This is a genomic window from Bradyrhizobium sp. Unk1, from assembly GCF_059512345.1.
The window spans coordinates 19,528-39,633 of the sequence record NZ_JCAMOP010000017.1 but is presented as its reverse complement, the minus strand read 5'-3'; the positions used below and the strand labels follow the sequence as shown (position 1 = coordinate 39,633).

Sequence of the window (20,106 nt, the reverse complement as noted above, 5' to 3'; positions counted from 1 at the left end):
TGAGGAGATCAGCACGACCGACCGGCAAGCGACTTGGAGAAAGTTGCGCGTCAGACGCCGTCGAGGATGATGACCGTCGGCGTCGTCGGCAGCGCGTCCCGCGACATCCGGAAGGAGCGCTCGCTGCGCCGGTCGATCTCGAACTGCCGGCCGATGAGGTGCATGAACTCGTCGAGCGGGGTGGCGAAGCGGTGCATCGGCAGCACCACAGAGGCGCGCAGCCGCTTGGTGATCTCGGAGACGCCGTCGAGCGACATGGTGTAGGTGCCGTCGATCGGCACCATCACGATGTCGAGCCGCCCGATCTGGGCGAAATGCGTTTCGTCGAGCTTGTGGTGGAGATGGCCGAGATGGCCGATGCAGAGGCCGGCGACCTCGAAGATGAAGATCGAGTTGCCGTCGCGGATCATGTCGGTGCCGGAATCGTCACCGAAATAGCGCCGGATGTCGGTCGTGACGTTGCGGATGAAGGTGTCGCCGATGCGCTCCGACACGACGGCCGGCTTGCCGTCCTCACCCCAGCCATGCAGCACATGGGGAATGCGCTTGTCGGGAAATAAAGAGTAGTGGGTGCTGTGCGCCCGGTTCATGGTGACGACATCGGGCAGACGTCCGACCTGGTAGGCGCCGCTGTAGTCGGTCGCGATGCGCAGGCCGCCGGGCGTGTCGATGAAATAGGTGGAATGGCCGGCATAGGTGATCTGGACTTCAGCCGAGCCTGCGGCCTGCCGGAAGGCTGCTGGCATTGCGCGGGGCATGGCGTTCGCCATCGCCAGGCATTCGCTCCGCTGAGGTGGCTGCTGGGCGAGAGCAGGAGAGAGGAATGCGCCGAACAGCGCCAGAGCCGCTGAAACCAGTCGCCGCATGAATCCGTCCCCGATGACTTCGGAAGAAGTCTAGCGTGCAATGCAGCGCGTGGCCAATAGACCGCGATCAACAGCGCGTCAGTGTCGCAGCCTCACTCCCGGCTTTTAGTTGCGCTTTGGGCTGAACTTCCAGGTGATGGCGACGAGGCCCGCGGTGATCAACCCGCTGACGAGGCCGGCGATTGGAAGGGCGAGCAGCAGCGCTGCGCTGGCGGCCCAGCCGATCGAGGAGAAGGCTTCGGCGAAGGTCGCGAGCCGCGACGAGGTCTGGCGGCGGCGGAATTGGCTGCGCCGGGCCTGCACCCGGAACCAGAGCTGGATCGCAGTCGCGGACGCCGCGCTGATGATGACAGCGCCGGCACTGACCGCGGCCTGGAACGGCGAGGCGAAAGTGAGTGCTGCGACCAGCGGGCAGAAGATGGCGGCGATGGCGATCAGCACCACCTCGATCTTGGCGCGGATGACGCTGGACGGCGTCAGCGGCGCGGTCGCAACCAGGTCGGGGGCGTCCTCGCCCGAGATCGTCAACCAGGCGAGCCCGCCCGCGAGCTGTCCCGCCGCCATCACGATGACAGGTGTGATCAGCGTCAGCGCCGCGGAGTTGTCGGCAAAGTTGCGCCAGAGCAGCAGCGCCGGCGGCACCAGATAGAGCAGCTGCATCAGCGTCTGCGAGATCAGCCAGGGATCGCGCCAGAGCAGCGAAAATTCCTTGCGCCGCAGCGCCTGTTGCCGCGATCCGCCGCGGAACGGGCGCTGCTTCGTGCGCTTGCTGCCGGAGGCGCCGTAAGCGGCGGCATCGATCGCGGTGTCGGCAAAGCGGCGCGAGAAGACCGCCATCACGCTGCCGAGCAGCACGAGCCCGAGCGCCAGGAGCAGCAACAGCGCCTCGCTGTCGCCCATGGTCGCCCGCGCCGGCCACCACCAGATGCTGTCGACGTCGGGCGCGTAGGCGGCGAAGCTGCCCGAGGTCAGGATGGTGAAGCGCGACAGCGTGCCATAGGACATGATCGCGGCGACCTGGAGCGCGATCACGAAGCCGGCGCCGATCATCGCGGCGAGGACCTGGGCGACGAAGCGCGTGCGCGCCGGGCCGATCAGGCGGAACAGCAGGATAGTGATGGCGATCGCGATCGCCGCGGCGGAGAGGCCCATGGCGACGACGACGCCGAACGCTGCGAGCCAGCGCGCGCCGCCGCCGATCACCAGCACGTCGATGAACGGCGTCGAGAACAGTAGCGCCATCGCGGTGACGGCCAGCGCGATCGCGGCGATGCGCACCGAGAACAGATTGGCCAGCGTCGCGGGCGAGGACATGATCAGGTCGAGATCGGCGCGGGCGTAAAACACCCGTGTCACCGATTCGATCGCCTGCGACAGCATCAGCGTCCAGGCCAGAAAGATCGTCGCCGAGATCACGATCAGCGAGGATTTGTCGAGCGGCAGCTGCAGGTCGGCGAAGCGGCCGATCACCGCCCAGGCCGGCACGTGCAGCAGTGCCGCGAAGAACAGCAGGCCGATCACCGCGGCGCGCGCCCGCTTGCGGCGGCCGCCGGTCATCATGGCGAACCATTCGCGCCAGGCGAGCCGGAGCTCGTGGCGGGCAAACCAGGACAGTGCGGTTGCCGAACTCATGCGGCTTCCGGAAGCGTCACCAGCGCGATGAAGAGATCTTCCAGGCTGGTATCGGCATGGCCGTTCTGCTGGCGCAGCTCCGTCAGTGTGCCCTCGGCGACCAGACGGCCGGAGGCGATCACGCCGATGCGATCGGCCATGCGTTCGGCAACCTCGAGAATATGCGTGGTCATGATGACGGTGCAGCCGGCGCGGACGCGCTCGCTCAGCAGCCCCTTCACGTGGCGGGCGGAGACGGCGTCGAGGCCGGTCAGCGGTTCGTCGAGGATGATGAGGCGGGGATCGTGCACCAGCGCGCCGGCGAGAGCGACCTTCTGGCGCATGCCCTTGGAAAAGCCTTCGCAGCGTTCATGCCGGTGCGGCTCGAGCCCGAGCGAGGTGAGGAGCCCCTCGGCGACCGGTTCCGAGACCGACGGCGCGATGCCCCAGAGCCCGGCGACGAATTCGAGATACTCAAGCGGCGTCAGCTTGTCGTAGATCATGGGCTCATCGGAGACCCACGCCATCACCTGCTTGGCGGCGACGGGATTTGCAAGCGCATCGATGCCGAAGATCGAGACTGCGCCGGCGTCGGGCCGCAACAGGCCCGCAACCATGCGCAAAGTGGTGGTCTTGCCGGCGCCGTTGGGGCCGACCAACGCATAGAATTCGCCGGCGTGAATGGTGAGATCGAGGCTGTCGACCGCCAGACGGTCAAAACGCTTCGTTAACCCCAGGACTTCCAGCGCCGATCTGTCCGGCTTCATGACGGCCCCACCATCCGGTTTTGCATCGCTCGCGACCATGATCCCAAGATGTTTCGGCACCGTGAATCTACGGCCCACAAATTCCGCCATCCGGTTGCTACTAATGGCAAGTCACCGTTTGTTGACAGCGCTGGACGGTTCAGGCTGAATTGCCGCCGGGACAAATGGCGCTAACGCGGCGAAACGACCGCGTAGCGACTGGACACAAGATGCAGCAAGGCGGTCGCGAAGAACCGCCGGATGTATCGGGAGGAAGCGCGGCGATGCTGGATTTCGTTCAGCAGCTGGTCAGCGGTGTTGCGCTAGGCTGCGTCTACGGCCTGATCGCGCTCGGCTTCGTGCTCGTCTACAAGGCCACCGAGGTCGTCAATTTCGCCCAGGGCGATTTGATGATGCTGGGCGGCTTCTTCGCGTTCACCTTCATCGGCATGATGGGACTGAACTACTGGATCGGCTTTGCCGGTGCGGTGGCTGCCATGGCGTTGTTCGGCATGCTGGCGGAGCGCGTGGTGGTGCGGCCGATCCTCGGCTATCCGCAATTCTCCATTATCATGGCCACCATCGGCCTCGGCTATTTCCTGCGCTCGGTCGCCGGGATGATCTGGGGCACCGACGATTTGAAGATCGAGACGCCGTTCAGCCACGGCGTGCTGCGCGTCGGCTCGCTGGTGCTGGCCTACGACAAGCTCTCGGTGATCGCCGCGACGATGATCCTGTGCGCGCTGCTCTGGCTGTTCTTCAACAAGACCACGCTCGGCACCGCGATGCGCGCCAGCTCCGAGAACATGCTGGCGGCCTATTACATGGGCATCCCGGTCAAGCGCGTGGTGTCGGTCGTCTGGGCGATCAGCGCGGCCGTCGCGACCTGCGCCGGCGTGTTGCTGGCGCCGATCACCTTCATCCATTCCAATGTCGGCCTCGTGCTCGGCCTCAAGGCGTTTCCCGCCGCGGTGCTCGGCGGCTTCGGCTCGATCCCCGGCGCAGTCGTCGGCGGCGTCCTGATCGGCGTGATCGAGAGCATGGCCGGCTTCTATCTGGCGGAGGGCTGGAAGGATGTCGCGCCCTACATCGTGCTGCTGGCCGTGCTGCTTCTGAAGCCCGAAGGCCTGTTCGGCCTCCACGTCCGCAAGAAGGTCTGAACGCCATGCGCTTCCTGTTCAAGACCGACTATGAGGACGACATCAAGCTGTTCCCGCATTCGGGCTATGTCGTCTCCTACGGCATCCTGCTCGCGCTGCTGCTGATCGCACCCTATGTGCTCTCCAGCTATCTGATGAGCCAGCTCGTCTTCGTCTGCATCTACGCGACGGTTGGCGTCGGCCTTCTGATCCTGACCGGTTTTACCGGACAAGCTTCGCTCGGCCACGCCGCGTTCCTCGCGATCGGCGCTTACACGGCGGCCTATCTGCAGAAATATAACGTGCCGTTCCCGGTCTATTTCCTCGCTGCCGGTGCCCTGACCGGGTTGATCGGCGCGATGGTCGGCTTTCCCGCCCTGCGCCTGACCGGCATCTACCTCGTCATCGCCACCATCTCCTTTGCCCTGATCGTCGAGGAGATCCTGGCGCGCTGGGAGAGCGTCACCAACGGCAACGAGGGCATGCGGGTCAAGACTCTGTCGCTGCTCGGCGTCACGGTCCCGCGCGACAGCCCGACCTTCTATTTCCTCTGCCTGGCCGTGCTGGTGTTGACCATCGTCGGCACGCTCAATCTGCTGCGCTCGCCGACGGGGCGCGCCTTCGTCGCGATCCGCGACAGCGAGACCGCGGCGCGCAGCATGGGCGTCAACGTTGCGCTGTACAAGGTGAAGTCCTTTGCGATCTCGGCGGCGATCACCGGCTTTGCCGGCGTGCTGTTCGCGCACAAGCTCTCCTTCATCTCGCCGGAGATGTTCACGCTCCAGCTCTCGATCGAGTTCATCATCGTGATCCTGATCGGCGGCACCTTCAGCCTGCACGGCGCGGTGCTGGGCGCGATCTTCATCGTGATGATCGACCCGTTCCTGACCTATCTGAAGGACGATTTGCCCGGCATCATCGCCGGCATTGCCGCGACGTTCGGGGCGGGCGCGGCGACTGCGGGCAATATCCAGTCGAAAGTCGCGGCCTTCGCTTCGCTGAACGGGCTGAAGGGCGCGATCTACGGCATCATCATCGTACTGTTCGTGCTGTTCGAGCCGCTCGGGCTCTACGGCCGCTGGCTCAAGATCAAGCTCTTCTTCCAGCTGTTTCCGCTCTACAAGCGCGCCACCTTCAAGCGGCAGAAGATCTACGTGAAGTCGGAGCGCAACCGATGAGCTATTTTCGCGCGGAGAACCTGTCGCTGCATTTCGGAGGGCTGAAGGCGGTCGATGCGGTATCCTTCGCGGTCGAGAAGGGCGAGATCCTCTCGATCATCGGGCCGAACGGTGCCGGCAAGAGCTCGATCTTCAACCTGATCTCGCGGATCTACCGGCCGACCACGGGCCGCATCTTCTTCGAAGACCAGGACATCACCGAGCAGCCACCCTACGACATCGCAAGGCTCGGCATCGCGCGCACCTTCCAGAACATCGAGCTGTTCGAGAACGCGACCGTGCTCTCCAACCTCCTGGTCGGCCGCCACCGTCATTCGACCACCCAGCTCTGGCAGGAACTGCTGTTCCTGCCGAGCGTGCGGGCGAACGAGAAGGTGCATCGCCGCAGGGTCGAGCAGGTGATCGAGTTCCTCGATCTCGAACCCTATCGCGATAAGCTGATCTCTGGCCTGCCCTACGGCGTGCGCAAGGTGATCGAGCTGGCGCGCGCGCTGTGCTCGGAGCCGAAACTGATCCTGCTCGACGAGCCGTCCTCCGGCCTGAATGTCGAGGAGACCGGCGACATGTCTTTCTGGATCCGCGACATGAAGAGCGAGCTCGGCGTCACCGTGCTGATGGTCGAACACGACATGTCGCTGGTCAACCGCGTCTCCGATCGCGTCATCGCGCTGAACTATGGCCGGGTGCTGGCGATGGGCTCGCCCGCCGAGGTGCAGCAGCATCCCGATGTCGTCGCCGCGTATCTGGGAGCCTGACGCATGGACGCCGCCGTCGCGCCCGACATCATCCTGAAACTCTCCAACATCGAGAGCTATTACGGGCCGATCATGGCGATCCGCGGCATCTCGCTGGAGGTGCCGCGCGGCCGCATCGTCACCCTGCTCGGCGCCAACGGCGCCGGCAAGACCACGGTGCTGAAGACGATCTCGGGCATTCTGGATCCGCAGAAGGGCACGATCGAATTCATGGGCAAGTCGATCCAGCGCATGGAGGCGGACCGGATCGTGCGGCTCGGCCTCAGCCATGTGCCGGAGGGGCGCGAGGTGTTCCCGTTCCTCTCGGTGCGCGAGAACCTGATGATGGGGGCCTATCCACGCCGGGATCGTGATGGCGTCGCCGAGGATCTGGAGCGCGTCTACGGCTATTTCCCGCGGCTGAAGGAGCGCATCAGCCAGCCGGCCGGCCAGCTTTCCGGCGGCGAGCAGCAGATGCTCGCGATCGGGCGCGCGCTGATGAACCGGCCGACCTTGCTGCTGCTCGACGAGCCCTCGCTCGGCCTGTCGCCGCTGCTGGTGAAGGAGATTTTCACCATCATCCGCCGCGTCAATGAGGAGCAGGGCATGTCGATCCTGCTGGTCGAGCAGAACGCCAAGGTGGCGCTGGAGACGGCGCATTACGGCTACGTGCTGGAGATCGGCCGCGTCGTGATGAACGACACCTGCGATCGCTTGATGCATTCCCAGGACATCCAGGAATTCTACCTTGGCGCCAAGGAGGCGGGCGCACGAGGCGAGCGGCGCTGGAAAAAGAAGAAGACTTGGCGCTAGAGGAAGGCGTTAAATGGATTGGCCCATCCGCAACGACAGACCGCCGGCAAGGCAGGCAGCGGAGGGGAGAGCGACAAGGAGGAGACGCGTATGGCCCGACCGGCGGTGCTGACGGTCGCTGATACGATCGCGAAGAGCTTCTTGCGCGCCGCCGAGACGCGGGGCGACAGGCCGGCCATCCGCGAGAAGAAATTCGGCATCTGGCAGCCGACCAGCTGGCGCGAGTGGCTGGAGATTTCGAAGGAGATCGCCTACGCGCTTCACGCCTCCGGCTTCCTGCCCGGCGACGTCGCCTCCGTCATCGCCAATGCCGTGCCGGAATGGGTTCATGCCGACATGGGGATTTTGTGCGCCGGCGGTGTTTCCTCTGGAATCTATCCGACCGACGCATCGTCCCAGGTCGAATACCTGGTCAACGATTCCCGGACCAAGGTGATCTTCGCCGAGGACGAGGAGCAGCTCGACAAGGTGCTCGCCTGCCGCGCGCGCTGTCCGTCCCTGCAAAAGATCATCGTGTTCGACATGGAGGGCCTCAGCGGCTTCTTCGACGACATGGTGATGTCGCTCGACGAATTCCGTGCGCTCGGCCGCAACCACATGGTCGGCCGCGAGGCGCTGTGGCAGGAGATGATCGACAGCCGCAGCGCCGGCGACCTCGCGGTGCTGGTCTACACCTCGGGTACCACCGGTCCGCCCAAGGGCGCGATGCACGCCAACCGCAGCGTCACGCACCAGATGCGGCATGCCAACGATTTCATCTCGGCGCGGGAGGACGAAGACCGGCTGATCTTCCTTCCGCTGTGCCACGTGGCCGAGCGGGTCGCCGGCTACTACATCTCGGTCGCACTCGGCTCGGTGATGAATTTCGCCGAGAGCCCGGAGACGGTGCCGGACAATCTGCGCGAGGTGCAGCCGACCGTCTTCTTTGCGGTGCCCCGCATCTGGGAGAAGTTCTATTCCTCCGTCACGATCGCGCTGAAGGACGCGACGCCGTTCCAGCAATGGGTCTACCGCCGCGCCATCGGCGTCGGTCTCCGCATGACGGATTGCCGGCTCGAGGGAAAGACGCCGCCGCTTCCGCTTCGGATCGCCAACCGCCTCGCGTATCGGCTGGTGTTCCGCAACATCCGCCGCGTGCTCGGGCTCGATCGGTGCCGCATCGCGTTCACCGGTGCGGCACCGATCGCGCCGGATTTAATCCGCTGGTATCTCGCGCTCGGCATCGACATGCACGAGGTCTATGGCCAGACCGAGAATTGCGGCGTCGCGACCATGATGCCGGCGGAGCGCATCAAGCTCGGCTCGGTCGGCACCGCCGTGTCCTGGGGCGAGGTCGCGCTGTCGCCCGATGGCGAGATCCTGATCAAGGGAGACTTCCTGTTCATGGGCTATCTGAATCAGCCCGAGAAGACCGCCGAGACCATCGACCAACGCGGCTGGCTGCACACCGGCGACGTCGGCACCATCGACAACGAGGGCTTCGTCCGCATCACCGACCGGATGAAGGACATCATCATCACCTCCGGCGGAAAGAACGTCACGCCGTCCGAGATCGAGAACCAGCTCAAATTCTCGCCCTACATCTCGGATGCCGTGGTGATCGGCGACAAGCGGCCCTATCTGACCTGCCTCGTGATGATCGACCAGGAGAATGTCGAGAAATTCGCCCAGGACCACGACATCCCCTTCACCAATTATGCGAGCCTGTGCCGCGCGGCCGAGATCCAGGACCTGATCTGGCGCGAGATCGAAGGCGTCAACGGCAATTTCGCCCGCGTCGAGACCATCAAGAGATTTTACCTGATCGAGCGCCAGCTCACCCCGGAGGACGAGGAGCTGACGCCGACCATGAAGCTGAAGCGCGGCTTCGTGAACAAGCGCTACGCCGCCGAGATCGAGACGATGTATCGCCAGCGCGCGGTGGCGTGACGAGCCTGCCAGTTCGAGAAAGCGAAGGAGCTGTGGCCCCCGCCCTTCGCGCCATACGGGCCCAAAGGAGAGGAGACGTCAATGTCGAAATCGTTCAGCACGTTCGGCCTTGCTGTGAGTGCCGTGGTGCTCACCTGTCTGCCGGCCGCGGCGCAAACCAAGGTCACCAACGAAGGCATCTCGGCATCCGAGATCGTCATCGGCACCCATCAGGACCTGTCGGGGCCGATCAAGGGCTGGGGCGTGCCGGTCGCAAACGGGATGAAGATGGCGACGGAGGAGATCAATGCGGCGGGTGGCATCAACGGCCGCAAGATTCGACTGGTCGTCGAGGACAGCGGGTATGACCCGAAAAGAGCTGTGCTGGCTTCGCAAAAGCTGATCGAGCGTGACAAGATCTTCGCGATGGTGGGGCCGATGGGATCGCCGACCGTGCTCGCCGCGCAGGACATCCTGTTCGACGCCGGCGTGCTGCAGCTCTTCCCGCTGACGGCGGCCGAGTTCACCTTCAAGTTCGATCCGGCCAAGCCGCAGGAGCGGCTGAAGTTCAACAATTTGCTGCCCTATGTCGAAAGCACGCGGGCGGCGCTGAAATACATGATGGAGTGGAAGAAGTTCCAGAAGCCCTGCATCATGCATCAGGATGACGAGTACGGTAAGAACGTGCTCGACGGCTTCAACCAGCAGCTCGCCGCCATGAAGGTGCAGCCGGCCTCGATCACGAGCTACAAGCGCGGCGCTTCCGATTTCAGCGCGCAGGTCGCCAAGATGAAGTCCGACGGCTGCGATCTCGTCTTGCTCGGCACCATCCTCCGCGAGACGATCGGCGCGATGACGGAGGCCAGGAAGCTCGGTTGGGACGTAACCTTCCTGGGCGCCTCGCCGACCAACGTGCAGGAAGTTCCAACGTTGGGCAAGGACTCTGTTGAAGGACTCTATGCAGCGAGCCTCTTCGAGATTCCCTACGAGGAGAGCGCCAAGGGCAAGGTGAAGGACTGGCTGGTCAACTACAAGAAGATGTTCAACTCCGACGCCAACACGCAGGCGATCATCGGCTACAACGCGATGATGACCTTCGCCTTCTATGCTGACAAGGCGGGCAAGGACCTGACCGGACAGAAGATGCTGGACTCGCTGGAGTCGGGCGAGAAATTCCTCGACATCTTCAACTCACCCCCGACGAAGTTCTCCAAGACCGACCACCTCGCCAACACCATCACCCAGGTGCAGCAGGTCAAGGGCGGCCGCTGGGTGTTGGTGAAGGACAATCTGATGTTTTGATCTGGCTTACCCTCCCCTGGAGGGGGAGGGTCGATCGCGCAAAGCGCGAGCGGGGTGGGGTGATCTCTCAACACGGGCAGCGCTCGATGTGGAGAGACCGTCACCCCACCCCGCTACGCATTCCGCTTCGCTACATGCGTAACGACCCTCCCCCTCCAGGGGAGGGCAAGAACCTACGATCCCCCGCCCGCCGTGCCCGAATTCACCGGCGCGAGCTCGTCTTCCCGGCAGCGCCAGCCGTCGGCGGCTTTCACGAAGGCGAAGGTCCGCTGGATTCTCAGGCGGCGCGTGACATTGAAGGCCTCGCCGGATCGCTCCTTGTTGCCGACGCCGGGCTGCGGACGGCCCGTCCTGGGGTCCCAGCAGGTGCCGGTGCAGGTGGAAGCGACCTTGCTGCACATGGTGAAGGGCGCCAGCACGACCATCTCGATCTCGCCCGTGACCTGCGCCTCCTCGTCGGTCACCTGGCTGTCGAGCGCGTAGACGCGGTTGATGCGGAGGAAATTGCCGCACGAATTGGCGGCGTGAATCCGCGCGGCGCAGAAATCGACGGCATCGGTGTCGGGCGAGCGGGCCGCGACCTGCCGGCCGAACACTTTCTTCGGATCGCCCTTGGCGGCGGCGATCTCCTCGGTCTTGCGCTTCAGATGCTCGGCGAGACAATCTTCCGCGGACGCAAGCTCGGCAAGCGGCACGTTCTCCTTGCCGACGAGATTGCACTTGCGATCGCGCTCCCTTGTCCATCGGCCGTATTCGGCGAAGGCAAAGCGGGCTGCGGTCGGGTCCAGCCTGCCGATCAGGCCCAGCACCTGGCTGTTGAGCTCGGTTTCGGCGAGCGCCAGCGACGGGTCCGCGCAGATCAGCGCGCCCGCGGCGGTGTTGGCCGCGAGACAGTCGAAATCGGGATCACGCACGATTGCGGCGCGCTCTTCGGTGACCTTGAGAAGGCACGCCTTCACGCGGTCGAAATCGTCGGTGCGGATCGCGGTCTGGCCGACGATGCCGCAGCCGAGGTTGCGCTGTCGGATCCAGATCGCATTCTCCTCGATCGCGGGCAGGCGATCGGGCAGGCGGGCGAGCCGCGCCTCGATCGCCGTGCCGAGCTTCTCGGCGGCGGCGGCCAGCTCGGCGTCACCGCAGAACAATTGATTGCCGGGATCGCGGATCTGCTGGCAGTTGTTTCGGGCAAATAGCGGCAGCCTGTCGGCGATGGAGCGGTCGGACGGGCCCGATTGCGCGGAGCCTGGTGCCGCCGGCAATACCAGCAGCGCAAGCACAGACAGCAGGATGAACCGCATTCCAGACGCCCCCGCAAAGGCGCCATGCTAGCGCCCCGGATCGCGCGGCGAAACGGCTTTGTGGCGTGACGGTTTACGTGAGACCCGTAGCCCGGATGGAGCGAAGCGTAATCCGGGAGCGGTGCGCGTGGTGAAAGTCCCGGATTTCGCTTCGCTCCATCCGGGCTACGAGAGACAGATCAACGCGCCTCGGGCGCGGCCATCGACAACCGCACGGGTTCGTCGACATATTTCATCACGGCGGACTGGTAGAGCACGAACAGCGGCTGGTAGGTCTGGGCCGCGTCGTCCTCGACCATCGCCATGCGGCGGTTGTCGAGCATGAGCCAGTGGCCGTCGAGCCTTGCTGCGGCGACCGCATGCTCTTCGCCGGCCCTGACATCACGCACCACGACGATGCGGAGGTCCTCATTGGCAACGCCGGCGAGCCGCAGCGCGGCCAGCTTGGCGATGGCATAGTCTTCGCAATCGCCAGCGCCCCGCGCGAAGGTCGCGAGCGGCGAGCTCCAGACGTCGTCGGCGCCGTCATTGGTGGCCCGGATGGCAAGATTGATGGCGCGATTGGTCTCGCCCAGCTTCGCGCGGCCGTCGCGGCTGCGGGCCTGGTCGACGATGGCGATCAGTTTGAGCGCCGCCGGCGACGCGCAATTGTCCCGGTCGCCGTCGCACAGCGCGAGCTGCACCATGTCGTCGTCGAGCTTCTGCTTCAGCGCGAACCATTTCTGCTGGAGGCTGCCGGACGAGATGGCGAAGGCAAACACGCCGAACGGCTCGGCGGATTTGCGCACGAGGACGCCGGCTCCAGGCGACAGCAGCGTGCCGGCGCGGAGCTCGGCGGCCGATCCAAGCAGGATCAATCCGCACAGCACAATGACAGCGCGCCAAGCGCGCGAGCGAGCAGCGGTCTCCATCTGACATCCCCTTCCAGCTTCGCCAGGTCCCCCTCGACCTGGTCGTGCCGGGCTTTGTTGCTTTCGCGGAGATAGTGCGAGACGGGCCGTTTTGTTCTGCTTAATGCGCCCGGCAGGGCTCCCAAAACCGTGGGACAGGCTGAAACGGGCCTGTGCAAATTGCGTAAAATTTTACGATTCGCCGGCTAGGAGGGCTCCGTCGCCGCGAAATGGAACCAATTGCGGGCTGAAGCTGCGGGAGGGCTGATTCTACCGCTTATGGCTAACAGCCCGCTATTTCACGGGTTCTGTTAGTTGGGTCACAGATTCTGCCCCGTATTTGCCGCAGGATGCTGCGGGGAACTACGAACAAAAGATGACACAAGTATCCGTCGTTCGATATGGGCGGCTGATTACTTTGGATGACTGGGAATGCGTGAAAATAAGCCGAAAACCGACCTCGGAATATTTAAAGAATTACTTCGGCTTCACTGTGAAGGCGCCGCTATTGGAGACTCCTCCAGCCAAGTGATGGGAATCACACAAGCAATAGATGGTTTCGCTAAGGACTTGGTAATGCTATTCAAGCTTAGGCGGTCGTTACTTACTTAGATTTTAACTCTTTTTGCGGTGCCCCCCGGTTGAATTACGCTGGCAAATTTGACGCCACGATTCCCCTTGATGGCGAGGGTTCCCGCTCGGCCGCGGACGTTCATGTCGATTCCTTTGCGGCCAAGCATTTTATCGCCAAGCCCGTTATCGCGAAGGCGCACGGTCACGTGCCCGACGGCACGTTCGTTGTTCCCGATGCTAACCTGATCTTCAATGGCGAGTTCAAGCGCGCAGGTCTCGACCTCGTGCTGTCCCACGAGGGGCATGAGTTCGTCGTTCACGATTATTTCAAGGGCGACAAGCGCGCAGCGATCGCCTCGCCCGATGGCGCCCATCTCACCGGCGACGTCGTCAACGCGCTCACGGGCCATGTGCAGGTTGCGCAGGCCGCGCCCGGCATCGCCGCCGCGCAGGTCATCGGCCACGTCACAAAACTCTCCGGCAGCGCGACCGCGGTTCGCAACGGCGTCTCGGTCACGCTGAACAACGGCGACAACGTCGAGAAGGGCGATGTGGTCTCGACCGGCGCGGATTCGACGCTCGGCATCACCTTCATCGACGGCACCGTGTTCGGCCTGTCCTCCAATGCGCGGATGGTGCTGAACGAGATGGTCTACGACCCCAACGGGTCGAGCAATTCCTCGCTGCTGAGCCTGGTTGCGGGCACCATCACCTTCGTCGCGGGCGAGACCGCCAAGCACGGCGACATGAAGATCGACACGCCGGTCGCCACCATGGGCATCCGCGGCACGGCGGTGCTGACCCAGATCAACTTCGTCGTTCCCGCCGGCGGCGGCGATCCGCAGCCGCAGGCGAGCTTCCAGGTGCTGGTCGAGCCGAACGGCACGACCGGCTCCTACATCCTGTTCGACAAGGTCACGCTGCTGCCGATCGCGACGGTCAACCAGGCCGGCCAGATGATCCAGATCAGCGGCGGCAATGTCTCGATCACCAACGGGCTGCTGTCGCCGGACGTCCAGAAGCTGATCACGGACGTGTTCACGCTGAAGTTCACCGACAACAACACCAACACCAAGCTGACCACGAACTTCACCGACACGATCACGCAGACCAGCGACGGCCTGGTGATCAAGACTCCGGCCGGCTACATCGCGACCGCGCTCTTCACCAACCTCGGTCAGCAGGGACCGCAGGGGCCCAGCGATCACACGACGCCTTTCAACCGTTACCCCGGCAAGCCTCTGTCTCAAAGCCTTGATCTCAACGGCAATGTGAAGACGGCGTTTGCGCTGACCGAGCGCGCGGACACGACCGGCGACACGACGCATTCCGACACGATCTCCGGCCGCATCACCTTCATCGACCAGAACCTGGGCGACAGGCCCACGGTGAGCGTGAACCTCGCCGAAGCGCCGAACTACGTCTACAAGAGCGCCGGCCAGGATGTCACCGGCACGCTCTCTGCACTTCAGAAGCAGGACATCGCGGCGACGCAGATCCAGATCAGCGTCGTCGCCGACGGTGCCAACAACAACAACGGCTCGGCGGTCTGGACCTACACGATCCCCGACCACGTCTTCGACTTCCTCGCGGCCGGCGAAACGCTGACGCTGACCTACATGGTCCGCGTCGACAACAATTTCTCCGTCAGCCCCGAGACCACCGTCATCCCGATCACGATCACGATCACCGGCACCAACGACAAGCCGGTGATCACCACCAGCGTTCCGGTCATCACCTTCGAAGGCGGCACCAGCGTGCCGGGTGGCCCGCTCACCAGCGATGTGCCGACGACGGGCACGCTGAACTTCGACGACGTCGATCTCACCGATAAGCATACGGTGTCGGTGGCGCTGACCAGCGCGACCCTGCCTGACGGCACCGTTCCGCCGGGCCCGCTCGCGGCGTTCCAGAGCGCGATGTCGGTCGCGATCGCGGCGGGCGCCGACAGCACCGGGGACGGCACCGGCACCATCAACTGGTCGCTGGCCGATCTGCCGGTCTATCTCGCCGACTTCATACCGAAGGGTGAGGTGCTGACGCTGGTCTACACCGTGACGCTGACGGATTCGCACGGCGCCACCTCGCAGCAGACCATCACCGTCACCATCACCGGCACCGACGCGCCCGCGGTGGTGTGGATCGCGACCGACAAGGCCGGCGCTCCCCCCGGCGGCTTCTGGAAGGACGCGGCGAACTGGGCAACCGGCACGGTCCCGACCATCAATGACGACGTCATCGTCATCACCGATCAGCTGCACGGCCTGACGCCGTCCTATCCGGTGACGATCGACACCGCGGCCTACGCCAAGTCGCTGACGATGAACGATTTCGGTGGCCCGCCGCCGAAGGTGATCGTCCAGAGCTCGCTGACGATATCAGGTGCGCTCAACATGGGCGCCGATTCGATCCTCACGACCGCCGCGACCGGAACGATGTCGGTCGGCGGCAAGGCCGAGATTTTGGGCACGAGCGTGCTCACCAATGCCGGTTATCTGACGCTCGCGGGCGGCGGCGATTTCGCCAGCGGCACCAAGATCACCAATTCCGGCACGATCGAGCTGTCCGGCGGCACGCTGAAGACGCTGGCCACCATCCACAATGCCGGCGGCTTGCTGAAGGCCGATGCCGGCGCGACGCTGATCGTCGATACCGCGACGGTCGATGGCGGCACCGTCAGCATTTTGGGCACGCTGGAGCTCGACGGCGCCAGCCTGATCGAGAACGGCACGCTGAACAATTCCGGCACCATCAACGTCAAGGGCACGGTCGAGTTCGCCCACGAGACCGTGTCCAACACCGCGGCCGGTGTGATCGAGGTGCTTGCCAACGGCTGGCTGACGATCCATCAGGGCTCCAGCGTTATCAACGACGGCCAGATCACGGTCGATGCCAGCGGCAAGCTGATCGTCAGCAATGCGACCATCGACGGAGCTGGTGCGGTGATCGACACCGTCGGCGGTGATGACGAGGGAGGCTCCGTCCTCAACGCCGGCATTCGCGGCGCAGGCACGATTGCCAACAACGGTGAGATCGATCTGACCGGCGATGCAGTCCTGAGCGGCGGCATTCTGAAAAACAATGCCGTCCTCAAGGCGAGCGGTGCGCGCAATGCCCTCAGCGATGAGACCGTCACCAATGCCGGCATCATCGAGGTGCTCGCCAACGGTGCGCTCGCGATCGATCAGGGCTCGACCGTCGACAATTCGAGCGGCGACGTCATCGTCGACGGCAATGCGGCGCTGACGCTGGACCATGCCACGATCAGCGGCGGCGCCATCAAGGGCGCCGGCACGATCGACGTCACCGGCGCCAGCAAGATCGACAACGGGACTACGCTTAGGATCAACGCCCTCACGGTCGAGAGCGGCGTCACGCTGACGCTGGACGACGCGACCGTTTCGGGCACCGCGATCGCCAACCACGGCACCGTCAAGGTCGATGCCAGCAAGACCACGACGTTGAACGGTGCGAGCCTGGCCGGCGGCACGCTCACCATCGCCGGCACGCTGGAATCGACCGGCGCGAGCGCCATCGACAACGCCGACGTCGGCAACACCGGCACGATCTCCGTCACCAGCGGCACGCTGACGATCGATCCCGGCATCCTTCACGCCATCACCAATCACGGTCTGATCGAGGCCGTGACCGGCGGCACGCTGGAGCTCACGACCGCCACCGTCGCCAATGCCGGCGGCATGATCTCGGTCGACGGCGCGTCAAAACTCTATCTGTCCGACGTCTCGATCAACGGCGGCAGCCTGAGCAACGCCGGCAATCTCTACAGCGTCGCCGGCCTCAACACGATCACAGGCGGCGTCACCAACACCGGCACCATCGAAGTCCAGAGCGGCACGCTCAACCTGTCCGGCGGCATCACCGGCGCCGGCACGCTGATCATCGACGATAACACGACGCTGGAGCTCGGTGGTGCGGACGCGCAGACCGTCACCTTCGCCGGCGGCACCAATAGGCTCGAGCTCGACAAGACGAGCCATGGCTTTACCGGCACGATCGCCGGTCAGGCCTCGAAGGGCGGCACGTTTACGATCACGGGCGCGGCCAACGTCACGACATCAAGCGGCGACGCGCTCGATTTCACCGCATCGGGCGGCACGAGCGGAAATGGTGGCAACATCGTGTTGACGCCGGCCGGCACGCTGACCGGCCACGACAATGGCATCGTGGTCACCCAGAATGGCGTCGGCAATATCTCGCTGACGACGTCAGGCGTCGTCACCGGCCAGAACGGCAACGGCATCGTGCTGCACGACGGTGCGAACGGTGCAGGCGATATCACGGCGACCATCGGCGGCGGCGTTTCCGGCGCGGTCGGTCTCGACATCGTCTCCCATGGCAACGGCGCAGTCACCGTCACCAACAACGGGCACATCACCGGCACGACCTCGTTCGGCATCAATGTCGACCAGGACGATGCGGGCGCGACCGGCGCGACGCACATCACCAATACCGGCTCCGTGGTCGGCGCCGGCAGTTTTGCTGCGATCTCCATCCAGGAACACGACACCGGCGCTGCGTTTATCACCAACTCCGGCACCATCGGGCCAGCCGATGCCGGCAGCGTGACCTCATCGATCTACGCCATCGTCGAGACTGGCGGCGAGATCACGATCAACAACACCGGCCACATCAACGGCAACATCTCGGTCGCCACCGCCACGTTCAATAACAACGCAGGCGGCACCTGGACGGTCGCCGGCACGAGCGTGTTCGGCGATGCGTCGTCGATCGTCAACCACGGCGACATCGATCTGAACGGGGCCTCGATTTTCGGGGCGGGGCTGAGCATCAAAAACTATACGACCATCGACAGCTGGGGCACGGCGTCGATCTCGGGCACCATCACCAATACCGGCAACATCGAGGTCCACACGGGAGCGCTGACGCTGGTCGGCTCGCTGTCCGGCTCGGGCTCGGTCACTGTGGATGCCGGCGCGACGCTGAAGGTCGAGGATGCGGTCTCGCAAACGGTCACGCTTCACGGCGATGGCGCCGAGCTTCAGATCGACACGTCGACCTTCGGTGGATCGATCGCGGAGCTGTCCGCGAACGACAAGATCGATCTGACGATGATCAAGTGGGGGCTCGGCACCAGCGCGGTCTATGTCGCCAATGCTGCTGATCCCGCGAGCGGCGGCGTGCTGACGGTCACCGGCGACGACGGCAAGAGCATCAGCCTGACCCTGGTCGGAGACTATCGCAACGCGCATTTCGCGGGTAGCGATGAGGGCGGCCACACGCTGATCACGATCCATGCGGACGACGATGCGCCGACATTCACCACCACGGATGTGGCGCAGCTGACCGCAAGCTTCTCCGAACAGCCTGATACCACCGGCTCGTCCTCGACGATCGACCCGTCGCCGGCTGCGACCGGCTCGATCGACTTCAAGGACATCGACCTGACCGACCGTCCGACGGTGACGAAGGTCGACCAGCACGTGACCTGGCTCGACGGCGCCACCGACCTCACCGCGTCGCTCACGCCCGACGAGACCGCCGCGTTGAAGAGTGCGCTGACGTATCAGCTGACCGGCAAGAACAACGGTACCGTCACCTGGCACTATTCGATCGCCGACAACGCGCTCGATTTCCTCGGTCAGGACCAGACCGCGAAGGTCGTGTCCACCATCACGCTCGCTGACGAGTACGGCAAGACCACCAAGGCCGACGTCACGGTCACCATCACCGGCAAGAACGACGCGCCGACTTTGTCTGACGGCAGTTTAGGGAAGGTCACCGACACAGCCATTGCGGACCACTTCCTTGATCTCACCGGCCAACTGGCCGCGACCGATGTCGACACTGGCGACACGGTGGGCTACGCCCTGCTGAACTCAGCTCACCACGCGGTAGCGACGGTTGCGGGTCACTATGGTGCGCTGACGGTCAATTCCAACGGCAGCTATACCTACGTTCCCGACGCGGCGTCGATCAATGCGCTGCCAGAAGGCCCCTATTCGGATAGTTTCACGGTCCAGATCTCGGATGCGCACGGCGCCGTCACCGCGGCGACATACACAGTGGACCTGACTGGTGCCAACGACACGCCGATACTCTCCGATCTCAACATCGGCAAGCTCACGGACACGGCTGCTGCCGACAGCTTCGCGAGCCTTACGGGGCATCTGACCGGGGCTGATGCCGACACCGGCGACACGCTGACCTATGCTGTGCTGAATGCAGATAGTCATGGGACCGTGGCCGGTTACTACGGGTCACTGACGGTCAATGCCAACGGCAGCTATACTTACGTTCCGAACGCCGCTGCGATCAACGCGTTGTCGGACGGACCTCATACCGATACGTTCACTGTCCAGACCACGGACGCGCATCATGCCACCGGCACGGCGACCCTCACGGTCGACGTGACCGGCGTGAACGACGCACCGGTGATCAACGTCGGCACGATGGATGTCACGCAGGTCGAGAGCCAGGTGACGGTCAGCGGCCTGTCCGTCACGGACGCCGATGCCAATGAGACATTCACCGTCGGCGCTGTCGCCGAATCGAACAGCAACGCGAGCGCCTCATTGCAATCCGGTGCTTTGTGTGTGTCCTACACCGAGCCGAGCGACGGCCCAGCCACCGACAAGATCGCGGTCACCGTGACCGACAGCCACAATACGACCGATACGGTCAACTTGATCTTCAACCTGACCGAACAAGGCCAGGTCACTCTCGCCGGAACGACCGGCAAGGACGTGTTGTTCGGGACCGGCTGCCAGGATCAGTTCGTGTTCGCGGCCAATTCGAACCACGACACGATCGTAAATTTCACGCTTGGCGACGACACCATCAACCTGTCGGCCGTGGTACCCAATATTGACGAGGCGTGGGTCAGGCAGCACGCCGCCGCCTCGCCGACAAATTGCGCGGATACCCTGATCACGATCGATACCGCTGACACCATCCTTTTGAAGGGCGTCAAGGCCGCTAATCTCCACGCGAGCGACTTCATCGTCCATTCCGGATGATCGCTCGGACGACGCTGATCGTCAGCACGTCCGATCGGTGCTGCCGTTCG

12 protein-coding genes are annotated in these 20,106 nt (G+C 64.1%); 7 read left to right on the top strand and 5 right to left on the bottom strand.

Annotated elements, in window-relative coordinates; genetic code table 11:
• Positions 1 to 50: 50 nt before the first annotated feature.
• The 3 genes from AC5ZFO_RS22455 to AC5ZFO_RS22445 all read right to left on the bottom strand — a co-directional run bounded on the left by AC5ZFO_RS22455 (position 51) and on the right by AC5ZFO_RS22445 (position 3,244).
• Positions 51 to 866, bottom strand: coding sequence for an MBL fold metallo-hydrolase (locus tag AC5ZFO_RS22455; RefSeq protein WP_071916860.1), 816 nt, complete (start codon positions 864 to 866; stop codon positions 51 to 53).
• Positions 867 to 971: 105 nt separating this feature from the next.
• Positions 972 to 2,498, bottom strand: coding sequence for a permease (locus tag AC5ZFO_RS22450; RefSeq protein WP_496122556.1), 1,527 nt, complete (start codon positions 2,496 to 2,498; stop codon positions 972 to 974).
• Positions 2,495 to 3,244 carry an ABC transporter ATP-binding protein gene (locus tag AC5ZFO_RS22445; protein WP_282520527.1) on the bottom strand — a complete coding sequence of 250 codons (750 nt, stop codon included), beginning with the start codon at positions 3,242 to 3,244 and terminating at the stop codon, positions 2,495 to 2,497. The genes AC5ZFO_RS22450 and AC5ZFO_RS22445 overlap by 4 nt, the downstream gene beginning before the upstream one ends.
• Before the next feature lie 263 nt (positions 3,245 to 3,507).
• Here AC5ZFO_RS22445 and AC5ZFO_RS22440 point away from each other — a divergent pair, with 263 nt between their 5' ends.
• The 6 genes from AC5ZFO_RS22440 (at position 3,508) to AC5ZFO_RS22415 (ending at position 10,297) form a co-directional block, all read left to right on the top strand.
• The gene (locus AC5ZFO_RS22440; RefSeq protein ID WP_282520468.1) at positions 3,508 to 4,383 is read left to right on the top strand and encodes a branched-chain amino acid ABC transporter permease; all 876 of its coding nucleotides are present in this window, start codon (positions 3,508 to 3,510) and stop codon (positions 4,381 to 4,383) included.
• A gap of 5 nt (positions 4,384 to 4,388) precedes the next feature.
• Positions 4,389 to 5,540 (top strand): branched-chain amino acid ABC transporter permease, encoded by a 1,152-nt coding sequence (locus AC5ZFO_RS22435; protein ID WP_085398852.1) that lies wholly within the window; start codon positions 4,389 to 4,391, stop codon positions 5,538 to 5,540.
• Complete coding sequence (locus tag AC5ZFO_RS22430; protein WP_282520469.1) at positions 5,537 to 6,295, top strand: ABC transporter ATP-binding protein; 759 nt, start codon at positions 5,537 to 5,539, stop codon at positions 6,293 to 6,295. Before AC5ZFO_RS22435 ends, AC5ZFO_RS22430 begins: the two co-directional genes overlap by 4 nt.
• 3 nt (positions 6,296 to 6,298) lie before the next feature.
• Complete coding sequence (locus AC5ZFO_RS22425; RefSeq protein ID WP_282520470.1) at positions 6,299 to 7,087, top strand: ABC transporter ATP-binding protein; 789 nt, start codon at positions 6,299 to 6,301, stop codon at positions 7,085 to 7,087.
• A gap of 90 nt (positions 7,088 to 7,177) precedes the next feature.
• Complete coding sequence (locus tag AC5ZFO_RS22420; protein ID WP_282520471.1) at positions 7,178 to 9,016, top strand: AMP-dependent synthetase/ligase; 1,839 nt, start codon at positions 7,178 to 7,180, stop codon at positions 9,014 to 9,016.
• A gap of 81 nt (positions 9,017 to 9,097) precedes the next feature.
• Complete coding sequence (locus tag AC5ZFO_RS22415) at positions 9,098 to 10,297, top strand: ABC transporter substrate-binding protein (RefSeq protein WP_282520472.1); 1,200 nt, start codon at positions 9,098 to 9,100, stop codon at positions 10,295 to 10,297.
• A 173-nt stretch (positions 10,298 to 10,470) separates the two neighbouring features.
• Here the strand turns inward: AC5ZFO_RS22415 and AC5ZFO_RS22410 are convergent, their stop codons facing one another.
• Both AC5ZFO_RS22410 and AC5ZFO_RS22405 read right to left on the bottom strand, forming a co-directional pair.
• On the bottom strand, positions 10,471 to 11,595 hold the full coding sequence (locus AC5ZFO_RS22410) for a lysozyme inhibitor LprI family protein (protein ID WP_496122555.1): 1,125 nt from the start codon (positions 11,593 to 11,595) through the stop codon (positions 10,471 to 10,473).
• Between the two features lie 179 nt (positions 11,596 to 11,774).
• Positions 11,775 to 12,506, bottom strand: a complete 732-nt coding sequence (locus AC5ZFO_RS22405) for a transglutaminase-like cysteine peptidase (RefSeq protein ID WP_282520474.1) — start codon at positions 12,504 to 12,506, stop codon at positions 11,775 to 11,777.
• A 620-nt stretch (positions 12,507 to 13,126) separates the two neighbouring features.
• On the opposite strand from AC5ZFO_RS22405, the gene AC5ZFO_RS22400 reads away from it, so the two are divergent.
• Entirely contained in the window at positions 13,127 to 20,056 is a 6,930-nt protein-coding gene (locus tag AC5ZFO_RS22400) for a VCBS domain-containing protein (RefSeq protein WP_496122554.1), read from the top strand.
• The last annotated feature ends 50 nt before the right edge of the window (positions 20,057 to 20,106 follow it).